We start from the raw sequence: 13943 nt of genomic DNA on the forward strand, positions 1-13943 counted from the left end.
TCGAGCATGGCGGAGGCTGGACAGATATTCAGGCGGAATGCGTAGCCGGTGTTTCCTTTGAAGCAGATGGATTGGCTCTGTCGGGCGACGATTCGGGCCTTGTCATAGCGCTTGCCGGGAAATCGACTGACACGACCGAGCGCGTAAGGCTCGTCATTCACAAGTCGCGTGAAAGGATCGCATGCTTTCGCATCGAGCCGTGTCCGAGCGCCGAGGATCAACCGGACGAAGTCCGCGAGTGTTATAGAGAGTTGACGCGCTAAGCGCGCTCGTGCCTGCGTCTCACTGTAGACCGAGAGCGTAACGCGCGCATATGAAGGTGACCTCTATCCCCGTCATTGCAAGGCGTCGTTGCGACGACGCAATCTGTGGATGGTGCAGCAATAGCGGCTGCCGACTGCGTCTTGTCGGCTGAGCGCGTAGCCCTGCATGTCGCTGAGCTCAAGCGGGGTTTGACCGGCGCCCCCCAAAAAAATTCCGGCGTCGTCCCGGGCAAGCGCTTCGGCGCGACGGCGCCGGCGCGTGCCGACCCGGGACCCATAACCCCGACCCGTTGTGAGGCGGCAGGCTGGAGCAACAGCGCACCACCCACCGCCGATGGTGATTATGGGTCCCGGGTCGGCGTTCGCCAACGCTTGCGCGTTGTCGGACTTGCCCGGGACGACACCGAGGTTGCGGCGGGCAGCGAACGCGACGACGGCTGCAGCCCTTATTTTTGGGGCTGAGTCGCCCGACAGGCTATCTGAACCGTTGTTTTGGAGAGCGGCGAACTGATAAGTTCGGCTGCACCGAAACGCTATCTTCGCCAACAGATACAACACGATCAGCCGATTTGCTGCCGTCCGCCTGAAAATTCATCTTTCATATTTTCCGAAATCATGATTGTCTACGCTCATCCCGCCTCGGCAGCGAGGGGCGTACGCGTCGTCACGGACGTGAGGTGGGGATGCGATGGACGGGCAGGCAGCAACTGACGAGTGCGGCCGGCACGGACGGCGAAGTCGCGTGGTCCTGATACCCCGACGCTGGTGTCACGCGCTGATGCGGAAGCATCATGCGCAACGGTGGCCAACAAGCCCGGTGCACCGAGGAGAGCGCGTATAAGACGTAACCCATCGCGCAGGGAAGGCCGGGTCGCTCTGGCTGAACCTGTGGTTCCTGCCCCGTGCATTCTTGTTCGCACGGGGGCCGCGGGTGCCAGCCGGCAACCGGTCTTCCCTGCGCCCTCCATGTCAGGGAGGGAAGAATTTCCGCAAAGCTCGGGCGCCGATCGCGCCGCGAGAAGGTGAAGCTGTGCGGAACGGGAATCAGGCGGTCCTGCGGGCGGGCTCTCAGCGATGTCGTCGGCTCCCTCCGCGTCATTGCGAGGAGCGCAGCGACGAAGCAATCCAGAGTCCCGCCCACCAGCCTGGACTGCTTCGCTTCGCTCGCAATGACGGAGGAACAAGCGGTGCTTGCGAACCAGCAATCTGGAATGAGGCCTGGCTGTCCGCCACCACCTCCGCCGTCATCCCCGCGAAAGCGGGGATCCAGTACGCCGCGGCGGAGCGGTCGATCATAGGCGGCGCGGCGTACTGGATCGCCCGGTTGAACCGGGCGATGACAGCGGTGGGGGAGGCGAGATCAGGCGTCGATGCGGGCGGCCTGGCGTTGTCCAAGCTCGGCTGATGCCGTCCCGTAACCCCGCCGTAACCCGTCCCGATGACCATTCCCGGCCCAACAACCGGTTTCGCAGCCTGCCCAAAACCATTATGGTGCCGGACCATGTTGCCGCCGGGCGGTTCCGATTTCGAGTTCAATCAACGGGTTATGGCCTGGTGACGCAGGTCAGGAGAGCGGTTTGACGCGCTATGTTTCGACCCGCGGGGAAGCCCCCGCGCTCACCTTCTGCGATGTGATGCTGACCGGGCTCGCCCGCGACGGCGGCCTGTACGTGCCCGAGACCTGGCCGCAGCTGACGGCTGCGACCATCGCGTCCTTCTTCGGCCGGCCCTATTGGGAGGTCGCGGTCGAGGTCATCAAGCCGTTCGTCGCCGGCGAGATTTCGGACGCCGAACTCGGCCGCATGGCCAACGAGGCCTACGCCACCTTCCGCCACCCGGCGGTGGTGCCGCTCGACCAGATCGCCCCGCATCAGTTCGTCCTTGAGCTGTTCCACGGCCCGACCCTGGCGTTCAAGGACGTGGCGATGCAGCTGATCTCGCGGCTGATGGACCATGTGCTGGCCAAGCGCGGCGAGCGGACCACCATCGTGGTCGCGACATCAGGCGACACGGGCGGCGCTGCGGTCGATGCCTTTGCCGGCCGCGACAATGCCGACCTCATCGTGCTGTTTCCGCATGGCCGCATCTCCGAGGTGCAGCGGCGGATGATGACGACGTCGGGCGCGGCCAACGTGCATGCGCTGGCGATCGAGGGCCATTTCGACGACTGCCAGGCGATCGTGAAGGGTCTGTTCAACCATCACGCCTTCCGCGATTCGGTGTCGCTGTCCGGCGTCAACTCGATCAACTGGGCCCGCGTCGTCGCCCAGGTCGTCTATTACTTCACTGCGGCCGTCGCCGTCGGTGCACCGCATCGCGCGGTCGACTTCACCGTGCCGACCGGGAATTTCGGCGACATCTTCGCCGGCTACGTCGCCAAGCGCATGGGTCTGCCGGTGCGCACCCTGCGCGTCGCCACCAACGTCAACGACATCTTGGCGCGCACGCTGGCGACCGGCATCTACGAGGTGCGCGAGGTGCATGCCACGGCCTCGCCGTCGATGGACATCCAGGTGTCGTCGAATTTCGAGCGGCTGCTGTTCGAAGCCGGCGGCCGCGATGCCGGCACGGTGCGCCGGCTGATGGAGAGCCTGAAGCAGTCGGGCCGCTTCGTGCTGCCCGATGCGATGCTCTCTGAGATCAGGGCCGGTTTCGAGGCCGGCCGCGCCGACGAGACCGAGACGGCGGCGGCGATCCGCGCCGCGTTCCGCGAGGCCGGCGATCTCGTCGATCCGCATACGGCGGTGGCGCTGGCGGTGGCCGATCGCGACGGCACCGATACGTCGGTGCCGAACATCGTGCTGGCGACGGCGCATCCGGCCAAATTCCCCGACGCGGTCGAGGCCGCCTGCGGACAGCGTCCGCATCTGCCGGTCTGGCTGGAGGGGCTGATGAGCAAGCGCGAGGACGCGAGGATCATGCGGAACGACCAGGCCGAGGTGGAAAAATTCATCCGCTCGGTCAGCCGGGCCGCCAAGCAGGGAATGGCATGATGGGCGTGGAAGTCACCAAGCTGCCGACGGGTCTGACGGTCGTTACCGACACGATGCCGCACCTGGAGACGGCGGCGCTCGGCGTCTGGGCCGGGGTCGGCGGCCGCGACGAGAAGCCGGACGAGCACGGCATCTCGCACCTGCTCGAGCACATGGCGTTCAAGGGCACGACGACGCGCAGCGCGCGCGAGATCGTCGAGGCGATCGAGGCCGTCGGCGGCGACCTCAATGCCGGCACCTCGACCGAGACCACGGCCTATTACGCCCGCGTGCTGAAGGCCGACGTGCCGCTGGCGCTCGACGTGCTCTCGGACATCCTCGCCAACCCGTCCTTCGTGCCGGAGGAGCTGGAGCGCGAGAAGAACGTCATCGTGCAGGAGATCGGCGCCGCGCAGGACACGCCCGACGACGTCGTGTTCGAGCATCTCAACGAGCTGTGCTTTCCGGACCAGCCGATGGGTCGCTCGCTGCTCGGCACCGCCAAGACGCTCGAGGCATTCGACCGCGACAAGCTGCACGGCTATCTGTCGACGCATTATCGCGGGCCGGACATGGTGGTCGCCGCCGCCGGCGCCGTCGATCATCAGCGCGTGGTCGAGGACGTGAGCAGGCGATTCGCCAGCTTCAACGGCGGCGAGGGACCGAAGCCGCAGCCGGCTGCGTTCGGCAAGGGCGGCTCGCGCGTCGTGCATCGTGATCTCGAGCAGGCGCATCTCACACTGGCGCTCGAAGGCGTGCCGCAGGCCGACCCGTCGCTGTTCTCGCTGCAGGTCTTCACCAACATCCTCGGCGGCGGCATGTCGTCCCGGCTGTTCCAGGAGGTCCGCGAGAACCGCGGGCTCTGCTACTCCGTCTACACGTTCCACGCGCCCTACAGCGACACCGGCTTCTTCGGGCTCTACACCGGCACTGATCCCGCCGACGCGCCCGAGATGATGGAGGTCGTGGTCGACATCATCGGCAATGCCGTGGAGACGCTGAGCGAGGCCGAGGTTGCGCGCGCCAAGGCGCAGATGAAGGCGGGGCTGCTGATGGCGCTTGAGAGCTGCAGCGCCCGCGCCGAGCAGCTGGCGCGCCATATCCTCGCCTATGGACGGCCACAGACGCTGCAGGAAATGGTTGCCAAGATCGAGGCCGTCAGCGTCGAGAGCACCCGGGACGCGGCGCGTGCACTCCTCGCACGCAGCAAGCCCGCGGTGGTCGCGCTGGGGACCGGGAGAGGTCTGGACACGGCGGTGAGTTTCGCCGAAGGTCTTGCCGGGCCCAAATCAAAGGCTCAGCTGCATTGAGCACGAGGCCGAAATGTCCTGAGACTTCGTGGTCGGCGGTCGTCAGACCTTCGGCTCGCAGATCGAGGGGCTGAAGAGCAGGGAGAGCGTCACCGATGGCCCTGTTTCGCTTGCCCAGCAGTGGACCGGCTGCGCTCGCCCCGCGCGGATACGGCCTGTTCCTCCGCGCGCCGCAGATGGCCGATTACGCGCAATGGGCGCAATTGCGCGAGCTCAGCCGCGATTATCTGACGCCGTGGGAGCCGATCTGGCCGTCCGACGACCTGACCCGCTCCGGCTTCCGCCGACGGCTGCGGCGCTATGCCGAGGACATCTCGGCCGACCGCTCTTATCCATTCATCGTGTTCCGCGAATCAGACGGCGCCATGCTCGGCGGCATCACCCTCGCCAATGTCCGCCGCGGCATCGTCCAGGCCGGCACGATCGGCTACTGGATGGGCCAGCCGCATGCGCATCGCGGCTACATGACGACCGCGCTCAAGCTGCTGCTGCCGACCTTGTTCGGAGAGCTCAACCTGCACCGCGTCGAGGCGGCCTGCATCCCGACCAATACGCCGTCGATCCGGGTGCTGGAGAAATGCGGCTTCACCCGCGAGGGCCTGGCGCGCCGCTATCTCTGCATCAACGGCGTCTGGCAGGACCATTACCTCTACGGGCTGCTGCATGAGGATTTCCGGGGCTAGGATTTGTGATCGGGCAGGGCTGGTTCCGGCCTCTGAAATGGGTATAGACGCCTGAGGACAGCGCCTCTGGCCAGGCGTTCCGGGAGCTCGCCGCGGTCACGCGGAGCGACCCCGGGGCAGGCCGGGCGAGCGAGATGCCGGGGACTTCGAGAATGCGACAGACGCGTGTGATTCGAGTTGGGACTTTGGCCGTCGTGCTGGCGGCCCTGAGCGCCACGAGCATGGCGCCGCCCGCCGTCGCGCAATCGCTGACCGACCGTTTCAAGAGCCTGTTCGGCGGCGGCTCGGACGACAAGCAGGAGAACCTGCCGGCCAGCGGCGGTCCGCCCGCCGATCCCACCGAGGGGCTGACCTGCCCGCCGGTCAATATCCGGGCCGGCGCCTCGACCTACGCGGTCGCGATGCCCGGCAAGCAGGCGGTCGGCAACGATGTCCGCTTCCAGGCCTCGATCACCAAGACCGCCCGCGAGTGCAATCTCAACGGCAACGAGATCATCGGCAAGATCGGCATCCAGGGCCGCGTCGTCGCCGGCCCGGCCGGCGCGCCGGCCACCGTCGACATCCCGATGCGCATCGCGGTGGTGCAGGGCGGGATCGGCGAGAAGGTGATCGCGACGAAGGCGTACCGCACGACGGTCCAGATGACGGCCGACGGCAGCGTGCCATTCACGATCGTGGCCGAGGACATGGTCTATCCCGTCCCGCCGCCCGGCACCAACGCCGACAATTATGTCTTCTACATCGGCTTCGATCCGCAGGCCTTGACGCCGGAGCGGGGGGGCAAGAAGCGGAAGTGAGGTTGCGGCTGATCGCGCGCGCGGTGCGGGGGACCAGGCGTGCGTTCGAAAAGCGAAAGGCCGGCGTTTGGCGCCGGCCTTTCGAAGATGTCGGATCGATGAGCGCAGGCTCAGTTCAGCTTGCGGCTGACTTCCGCGATGCCCTTGGCGACGAGGTCGTCGCCGAGACCGTCCTTGACCGACTGCGACAGCACGGTCGCGGCGGCCTGGACGGCGGCTTCGGCCGCGGCAGCCCTGACGTCGGCAAGGGCCTGGGCCTCGGCGAGGGCGATCTTGCTCTCGGCGGCCTTGGTGCGACGGGAGACGAAGTCTTCCATCTTGGCCTTGGCCTCCGCCGCGATGCGCTCGGCTTCCGCCTTGGCGCTGGTGACAATCTCCTCGGCCTCACGCTCGGCGCTGGCGCGGCGGGTCTTGTAGTCGGCGAGCACCTTGGCCGCCTCGTCCTTGAGCCGCTTGGCCTCCGCCAGCTCGTCCCTGATGCGATCGGCACGGTGGTCGAGCGCCTTCAGGACCATGCGGTGGACACCGAGATAGGCGAACAGGCCCATCAGGATCACGAACGCGATTGCAACCCAGGTTTCCGGATCTGCGAGCAAATGCATCAGGCCGTTCCCTTCAACGATGCATCGACCGCAGCTTCGACCGTCTTGGCCGCGGGGGCCTTGCCGGTGAGCTGCTGCACGATCGCAGAGGCCGCATCCGCGGCGATGCCGCGGACATTGCTCATCGCGGTCGCGCGCGTGGAGGCGATGGACGTCTCGGCCGCCGCGAGCTTGGCTGCGAGGCTGTCTTCCAGCGCCTTGCGCTCGGCCTCCGAGGACGCCGCGAGCTTGTCGCGGGTCTCGGCGCCGATCGCCTGGGCGCGGGCACGAGCCGTCGCCAGCTCGGTCTCATACGCCTTCATCGCGGCTTCGGATTCGTCCTTGAGCCGCTGCGCGTCGGCCAGATCGCCGTCGATCGACTTCTGGCGGGCGTCGATGACGGCCCCGACCTTCGGCAGCGCCACACGCGAGACGATCACGTACAGCGCCACGAAGGCGATCACCAGAGAGACGATCTGGGAGGGAAAGGTTTCCTTCTGGAAGGGAGGAAACCCATGCCCGCCTTCGGCCTCCGTATGGGCGTTTGCGCTGCCCTTGGCCTCGCCGCCCTTGGCCTCGCCATGACTTTCAGCCACGGGCTTCTCCTGTCCGGCTCAGGCCGTCTTAGACGGCGTACAGCAGGAGCAGGGCGATCAGCAGCGAGAAGATGCCGAGCGCTTCGGTCACCGCGAAGCCGAAAATCAGGTTGCCGAACTGGCCCTGGGCGGCCGACGGATTGCGCAGAGCGGCCGACAGGTAGTTGCCGAAGATGATGCCGATGCCGGCACCCGCGCCGCCCATGCCGATGCAGGCAATGCCCGCGCCAATGTACTTCGCTGCAACCGGATCCATGACGAACTCCTTTGAGAGGTTTGGTAGAGAGGCCGGATCAGTGACCCGGATGGATAGCATCGTTGAGATAGATGCAGGTGAGGATGGTGAAGACGTAGGCCTGGAGGAACGCGACCATCAGCTCGAGGCCGGTCAGCGCGACCGTGAGACCGAGCGGCAGCAGCGCGCCGACCTTGCCGACGAAGCCGAGCGCGCCGAGCATGGTCACGAAGCTCGCGAACACCTTCAAGGTGACGTGGCCGGCCAGCATGTTGGCGAACAGACGGACGCTGTGCGAGATCGGGCGGGAGAAGAAGGAGATGATTTCGATCACGACCACCAGCGGCAGGATCACCGCAGGGATGCCCGAGGGCACGAACAGCTTAAAGAACTTCAGGCCGTTCTTGTAGAAGCCGTAGATGATGACCGTCAGGAACACCAAAAGCGCCAGCGAGAAGGTGACGATGATGTGGCTGGAGACGGTGAAGGTGTAGGGGATGATGCCGACGATGTTCGAGACGAAGATGAACATGAACAGCGAGAACACCAGCGGGAAGAACGTCATGCCGTGCGAGCCGGCGCTGGTTCTGATGGTGTTGGCGACGAATTCGTAGGCCAACTCGACCACCGACTGGAAGCGGCCCGGAACGAGCGCGCGCCCGGCGCCGAGCATCATGGCCGCGATCAGCACGACTGCGAGCAGCATGTAGGCGCTGGAGGTGGTGAAGGCGATCTCCTGATTGCCGATGTGGCCGATCGTGAAGATCTTGTTGAGATGGAATTGTTCGATCGGATCGATCATCCGCGTGGCGTCTCAGTTGTTCACCGGCCACGCCGGCGCTTTGCAATTCAATCGTTGGTCTTCCGCGCCGAGGTGTTCCGCTGACGTCTCATCGGCGGGACCGGTCGGGAGCTATGCCTGCAGATCTGACCACGTTCAACACGCCGGCGGCGAAGCCGAGCAGGAAAAACACGATAAATCCGAAGGGGGATGTCGACAGCAAGCGGTCGAAGCCCCAGCCAAGCACCGCACCGACGAGGACCCCGGCGATCAACTCGGAGGACAGCCGCAGGCCACGCGCCATGGCCGAAGCCCGGGCTGCAGTGTCACCGCTGCCGTTTCCAGGTTGATCAGCCTCGATCTTTCGGCCGCCCCGAATTTCGGACAACCGCTGGTCGAGACTTCCGAGCCTTGCGGAAAGCGCAACCTCATCGGGCGACTTGTCGCGATCTCCGTGTCCGCTGCTGTTGTTCGTGTCATCCGCCATGTGCCATCCGCCAAATCTGGAGATGCCTGGAGACCCGACGTGTCGCCGCGAAATGCAGGAAATAGCGCCCCATCGCCCTTTAAAGCCGCGCGGACCATACTGACCGCATCCCCCCAAGTCAAGATTGCGTGTTGAACTGTTAGATGACTGAATTTGCTCGTTTTCTCGGCTTTTTCGTCAGATCCGCCGCGGCTGTCACCGCGGCGCATCAACAGCGTTGTGCGCAGGTGCGATGTTGCGTCTCGCGGAGCTGTCTGATCCGATGCCGGTGAACCCTCACCAGACCGGGAACCCTTATGCCGCGCCAGATCGACTATTACTTCTCCCTGCAGTCGCCATGGGCCTATATCGGTCACCGTCTGTTCCGTGACATCGCCGCGAGCCATGGCGTCGCGGTGACCCTCAAGCCGGTGATGCTGCTGGACCTGTTTGCCGAGACCGGCGGCCTGCCGCTCGCCAAGCGCCATCCGGCCCGGCAACGCTACCGGATCGTCGAGCTGAAGCGCTGGCGCGATCGGCGGGGGCTCGATTTCCACCTCCAGCCGAAGAACTGGCCGTTCCACCCGCGCCTCTCGGACGGTGTCGTCATCGCGGCGCTGCAGGCGGGGCTGGATCCCGAGCCGTATCTGCAGCGGGCGTTCGCGGCGATCTGGGAGCAGCAGCTCAACCTCGGTGACGCCGATGTCGTCGCCGGTCTCGTCGATGCGGCGGGATTGCCCGGGCGCGATCTCGTGGCGCTGGCGGCGAGCGATCCGGTGGGCGCGGCCTACGAGCAGAACCGGCTGGACGCGATCGCGGCGGACGTGTTCGGCTCGCCCGCCTATGTGCTGGATGGCGAGGTGTTCTGGGGGCAGGACCGGCTCGAGCTGCTGGCCGACGCGTTGAAATCGGGCCGCTCCGCCTATACGTCCGAGCCATGAGGGCGGCCCGTGACAGGTGATCGCACCTGAGGCCACGTCATGGCCGCGACACAATGTCGGCGTGCATGACGGCGGTTGCGAATGCGCCCTGGAGAGCCCGCCATGAGTGTGACGAAGACGAGTGTCACCAAGCCCTGCCGGCATCCCCTCGTCGCGCTGCTCGCATTGGGCTGTCTGGGAGGCGAAGCCTTGGCCGCCGAGGACGCCGCGCCCGACGGCGACAAGGGGCGCTACACGATGTCGACGACAGCGGACGGCGTGATCCGGCTCGACACACGCACCGGTGCGGTCTCGACCTGCAACAACAGCGCCGGTTCCGGCTGGGCCTGTTACGCCGTGCCCGACGAGCGCGCCGCGCTCGATGCCGAGATCGGCCGGCTCCAGGTGGAGAACGAGAAGCTCAAGGCGCAACTCGCCTCGCGCGACCAGAGCATCTCCGGCAAGATCGATGAGCCGTTGCCGAAGGACCAGGCGCTGCCCAAATCCGATCAGCTGAAGAAGTCCGAGTCCAAAGCCGGTGAAAAGCCGGGCGAGTCGAAATCGGCCGATGGAACGCGCAAGCTGGAAATTCCGTTGCCCAGCGACCAGGACATGGATCGCATGATGGGTTTCCTGGAGCAGGCCTGGCGCCGGCTGCTCGACATGGCGAACCGGGTGCAGAAGGACGTCTCCGGCAGGATCTGACGGGGCGGCGAGGAGGCGGAGCAGATGTCCGTCAGATCGATATCGCGCACGGCGCCGTCGGCCGTCGCCGTCAACACGGTCGTGACGTCGGCCTTGACGGTGCCGACGCCTGGCCGCGGCTTCATCGATCTCACCCGCGAGGTCGAGGCCTTTCTCTCCGAAATCTCGGCCCGCGAAGGTGTCGTGACCGCCTTTATCCGTCACACCTCGGCGTCGCTGACGATCCAGGAGAACGCCGATCCCACCGTGCTGCGTGATCTCACCACCGCGCTGTCGCGCCTGGCGCCGGAGGACGCCGGCTGGGTGCACGACACCGAGGGGCCCGACGACATGCCGGCCCACATCAAGACCATGCTGAGCGCGGTCTCGCTGCAGGTGCCGGTGCGAGACGGACGGATGCTGCTCGGCACCTGGCAGGCGATCTATCTGATCGAGCATCGCGCGCGTCCGCATCGGCGTGAGGTGGTGCTGCAGTTCATCGGGGCGGTCTGACGTCGGAAAAAGACAAAAGCATCGGCCTGAAATGCCGAACGGCCGCGGAGTGATCCGCGGCCGTTCGGTGGAGACAGAGGCGAGCGGCAGAGCCGCTCGCCTCGTGATCAGAGATCTCAGTGGTCCTGGATGTTGACGTCCTTCGTCTCCGGCAGGAACACGAAGCCGACCACGGCCGTGATCACGGCGAAGAACACCGGGTACCACAAGCCGGCATAGATATCGCCGGTCGAGGCCACGATCGCGAACGCGGTGGCCGGCAAGAGGCCGCCGAACCAGCCGTTGCCGATGTGATAGGGCAGCGACATCGAGGTGTAGCGGATCTTGGTCGGGAACAACTCGACCAGCATCGCTGCGATCGGGCCGTAGACCATGGTCACGAAGATCACCAGGATGAACAGCAGGCCGATGATGGCGGCGACCTGCGGACGGAAGATGTCGAACGGATGCGCCATCTTCACGATCGAGGCGTCGCCCGCCTTCGGATAGCCGGCCTCGGTGATGGCCGCGCCAAGCGCCGGATTGCCGCTCTTGGCATCGGCGTAGGGCACTTCCTTGCCGTTGAAGGTGACCTTCACGCCGGCGCCGGCCGGGCCAGGCACGGTCGAGTAGCGGACCGAGGACTTGGCCAGGAAGTCGCGCGCGGTGTCGCAGGGAGCGGTGAACTGCCGGGTGCCGACCGGGTTGAACAGGTCGCCGCAGCCGGCGGGATCCGCCACCACTTCCACCTTCGTCGCCTCGAGTGCCTTCTCCAGCGCCGGGTTGGCGTTGGTCGTGATCATCTTGAAGATCGGGAAGAAGGTGAGCGCCGCGATCAGGCAGCCGCCCATGATGATCGGCTTGCGGCCGATCTTGTCGGACAGCACGCCGAAGATCACGAAGAAGCCGGTGCCGAGCAGCAGCGACCAGGCGATCAGCAGGTTGGCGGTGTAGCCATCGACCTTCAGGATCGATTGCAGGAAGAACAGCGCGTAGAACTGGCCGGTGTACCAGACAACGCCCTGGCCCATGGTGCCGCCGATCAGCGCCAGCAGCACGATCTTGGCGTTGCTCCAGTTGCCGAACGCTTCCGTCAGCGGCGCCTTGGAGCTCTTGCCCTCTTCCTTCATCTTCTGGAACACCGGCGACTCGTTGAGGCGCAGGCGGATCCAGAGCGAGACGCCGAGCAGCAGCACCGAGACCAGGAACGGAACGCGCCAGCCCCATTTGGCGAAGTCGGCCTCGCCGATGATGGTGCGGGTGAACAGGATCACCAGCAGCGACAGGAACAGGCCGAGCGTCGCGGTGGTCTGGATGAACGAGGTGTAGTAGCCGCGCTTGCCGTTCGGCGCGTGCTCGGCGACGTAGGTCGCGGCACCGCCATACTCGCCGCCGAGCGCGAGGCCCTGCAGCAGGCGCAGCGAGATCAGGATCACCGGCGCGGCGAAGCCGATCGTGTCGGCGTTCGGCAGCAGGCCGACGATGAAGGTCGACAGGCCCATGATCAGGATCGTGACCAGGAAGGTGTATTTGCGGCCGACGATGTCGCCGATGCGGCCGAACACGATGGCGCCGAACGGGCGCACCAGGAAGCCGGCGGCGAAGGCGAGCAGCGCGAAGATGTCGCGGGTGGCCGGCGGATAGGCCGAGAAGAACTGGGCGCCGATGATCGAGGCCAGCGACCCGTAGAGATAGAAGTCGTACCACTCGAACACGGTGCCGAGAGAGGAGGCCAGAATGACGAAGCGTTCGTCCTTCGTCATGCCTCCCGATCTCGCTTGTGTGGCTACCATTGTCGACATCGGCATTCGCTCCCCAAGATTGTTGCTATGATGGTTTCGCCTCCGCATGCCGGACCTGGACGGCGAGAGATCGCGGAGACCTTGCGTCTTCGATAACATCGCAGTGAAACCCGCCCCAATAAGACTTTCGGCCCTGCCCGCCAGCGCGCGCGGGAAAGGTGGGGACATTGCGGCGGATCAAGTTCGCTGACCGGCTGTCGCGCTATCGTTGTTGCGTCGCACAAGTCGTGGATTAACCGCCTTTCCCGCCAATGGAATTGCATGCTTGCATGCGACCATTCGCCGAGCGAGTATTTCCGAAAGTCGGACGATGCACGCACCGCGCGCGTCGTCACATTGCAAGGTCAAATCAGGATTCATGGCGGCTGCCAGCACCCATCTCGTCATCGCCGATGATCACCCGCTGTTCCGCAATGCACTGCGGCAGGCGGTGGCGAGCGTGCTCGCGGAGGCCGTGGTCGACGAGGCCGGCTCGTTCGAGGACCTGACCGCGCTGTTGGAAAAGGATTCCGAGGTCGACCTCGTCCTGCTCGATCTCACCATGCCCGGCATTTCGGGCTTCTCCGGCCTGATCTACCTGCGGGCGCAATATCCGGCGATCCCCGTGGTCATCGTCTCGGCGAGCGACGACGGCGCCACGATCCGCCGCTCGCTCGATTTCGGCGCCTCCGGCTTCATCCCGAAACGCTTCGGCGTCGACACCCTGCGCGACGCCATCAAGAAGGTGATGGACGGCGATGTCTGGGTGCCGCCCGACACCGACCTCGCCGCCGGCGCCGACCCGGAGATGACCAAGCTGCGCGACCGCCTGGTCACGCTGACCCCGCAGCAGGTGCGCGTCTTGATGATGCTGTCGCAGGGCCTGCTCAACAAGCAGATCGCCTACGAGCTCGGTGTTTCCGAAGCGACCATCAAGGCGCATGTCTCGGCCATCCTGCAAAAGCTCGGCGTCGAGAGCCGGACCCAGGCGGTGATCGCCGCGGCAAAGATCGCGGGAAGTGCGTGGCGGCAGGATACGCCGACGGGGAAGTGACGGGCTGGCCGCCTGCAGGTTCAGGCCTGCTTCCACCGCGATATTGTTGACCCTCATGGTGAGGAGGCGCGCAGCGCCGTCTCGAACCATGAGGCCCAGGTTGCGGGCCTCGCCCTTCGAGACGCCCGCCTGCGGCGGGCTCCTCAGGGTGAGGGGATCCAATCCCCGTGGGTTGAGGCAACGCGATCACGGCATGAGGCCGCAAGGTCCAAGCCGAGGCCGGGAAGCTCAACTCATCTGATCGACGGTCCATCGCGACACACCGTCTCAGCCTCGCGGCGCATCCAGCGTCCGAGCTTTGCTCATCGATCGCCCTCTCGACATCAGA

Annotated in this window: 15 protein-coding genes; 9 read left to right on the forward strand and 6 right to left on the reverse strand. The window is 65.7% G+C overall.

Annotation, left to right across the window (positions count from 1 at the left end; translation table 11 throughout):
- The 5 genes from BRAS3809_RS37040 to BRAS3809_RS09650 all read left to right on the forward strand — a co-directional run.
- On the forward strand, positions 1–263 hold a 263-nt coding region (locus BRAS3809_RS37040), incomplete at its 5' end, for a hypothetical protein (protein WP_035655887.1).
- 1577 nt (positions 264–1840) lie between these two features.
- Positions 1841–3256: a threonine synthase gene (gene thrC / locus BRAS3809_RS09635; RefSeq protein WP_008961897.1), complete on the forward strand. Its 1416-nt coding sequence runs from the start codon at positions 1841–1843 to the stop codon at positions 3254–3256.
- On the forward strand, positions 3256–4545 hold the full coding sequence (locus BRAS3809_RS09640) for a M16 family metallopeptidase (RefSeq protein ID WP_008961898.1): 1290 nt from the start codon (positions 3256–3258) through the stop codon (positions 4543–4545). Before thrC ends, BRAS3809_RS09640 begins: the two co-directional genes overlap by 1 nt.
- A gap of 95 nt (positions 4546–4640) precedes the next feature.
- Positions 4641–5228 carry a GNAT family N-acetyltransferase gene (locus BRAS3809_RS09645; RefSeq protein WP_008961899.1) on the forward strand — a complete coding sequence of 196 codons (588 nt, stop codon included), beginning with the start codon at positions 4641–4643 and terminating at the stop codon, positions 5226–5228.
- Between the two features lie 185 nt (positions 5229–5413).
- Positions 5414–6025, forward strand: coding sequence for a hypothetical protein (locus BRAS3809_RS09650; RefSeq protein WP_008961900.1), 612 nt, complete (start codon positions 5414–5416; stop codon positions 6023–6025).
- 110 nt (positions 6026–6135) lie between these two features.
- Here BRAS3809_RS09650 and BRAS3809_RS09655 read toward each other — a convergent pair whose 3' ends face one another.
- From BRAS3809_RS09655 to BRAS3809_RS09675, 5 genes are all read right to left on the reverse strand, one after another.
- The gene (locus BRAS3809_RS09655; RefSeq protein ID WP_008961901.1) at positions 6136–6627 is read right to left on the reverse strand and encodes a F0F1 ATP synthase subunit B family protein; all 492 of its coding nucleotides are present in this window, start codon (positions 6625–6627) and stop codon (positions 6136–6138) included.
- Positions 6627–7202, reverse strand: a complete 576-nt coding sequence (locus BRAS3809_RS09660; RefSeq protein ID WP_008961902.1) for a F0F1 ATP synthase subunit B family protein — start codon at positions 7200–7202, stop codon at positions 6627–6629. Before BRAS3809_RS09660 ends, BRAS3809_RS09655 begins: the two co-directional genes overlap by 1 nt.
- A 28-nt stretch (positions 7203–7230) precedes the next feature.
- Entirely contained in the window at positions 7231–7458 is a 228-nt protein-coding gene (locus BRAS3809_RS09665) for a F0F1 ATP synthase subunit C (RefSeq protein WP_006615622.1), read from the reverse strand.
- A gap of 37 nt (positions 7459–7495) precedes the next feature.
- Entirely contained in the window at positions 7496–8239 is a 744-nt protein-coding gene (locus BRAS3809_RS09670; protein WP_008961903.1) for a F0F1 ATP synthase subunit A, read from the reverse strand.
- A gap of 88 nt (positions 8240–8327) precedes the next feature.
- On the reverse strand, positions 8328–8705 hold the full coding sequence (locus BRAS3809_RS09675; RefSeq protein WP_035655889.1) for an AtpZ/AtpI family protein: 378 nt from the start codon (positions 8703–8705) through the stop codon (positions 8328–8330).
- A 296-nt stretch (positions 8706–9001) separates the two neighbouring features.
- On the opposite strand from BRAS3809_RS09675, the gene BRAS3809_RS09680 reads away from it, so the two are divergent.
- From BRAS3809_RS09680 to BRAS3809_RS09690, 3 genes are all read left to right on the forward strand, one after another.
- Positions 9002–9625 carry a 2-hydroxychromene-2-carboxylate isomerase gene (locus BRAS3809_RS09680; RefSeq protein WP_008961904.1) on the forward strand — a complete coding sequence of 208 codons (624 nt, stop codon included), beginning with the start codon at positions 9002–9004 and terminating at the stop codon, positions 9623–9625.
- Positions 9626–9727: 102 nt separating this feature from the next.
- Positions 9728–10309 (forward strand): hypothetical protein, encoded by a 582-nt coding sequence (locus BRAS3809_RS09685; RefSeq protein ID WP_008961905.1) that lies wholly within the window; start codon positions 9728–9730, stop codon positions 10307–10309.
- 24 nt (positions 10310–10333) lie between these two features.
- Positions 10334–10801 (forward strand): secondary thiamine-phosphate synthase enzyme YjbQ, encoded by a 468-nt coding sequence (locus tag BRAS3809_RS09690; protein WP_008961906.1) that lies wholly within the window; start codon positions 10334–10336, stop codon positions 10799–10801.
- Between the two features lie 116 nt (positions 10802–10917).
- Here the strand turns inward: BRAS3809_RS09690 and BRAS3809_RS09695 are convergent, their stop codons facing one another.
- A complete protein-coding gene (locus BRAS3809_RS09695) occupies positions 10918–12543 on the reverse strand; it encodes an MFS transporter (RefSeq protein WP_240535638.1) in 1626 nt (541 codons plus the stop codon).
- Between the two features lie 397 nt (positions 12544–12940).
- Between BRAS3809_RS09695 and BRAS3809_RS09700 the strand changes: the two genes are divergently transcribed.
- A complete protein-coding gene (locus tag BRAS3809_RS09700) occupies positions 12941–13615 on the forward strand; it encodes a response regulator (protein ID WP_008961908.1) in 675 nt (224 codons plus the stop codon).
- The last annotated feature ends 328 nt before the right edge of the window (positions 13616–13943 follow it).

Source organism: Bradyrhizobium sp. STM 3809 (assembly GCF_000239795.1).
In the GTDB taxonomy this organism is placed as follows: Bacteria; Pseudomonadota; Alphaproteobacteria; order Rhizobiales; family Xanthobacteraceae; genus Bradyrhizobium.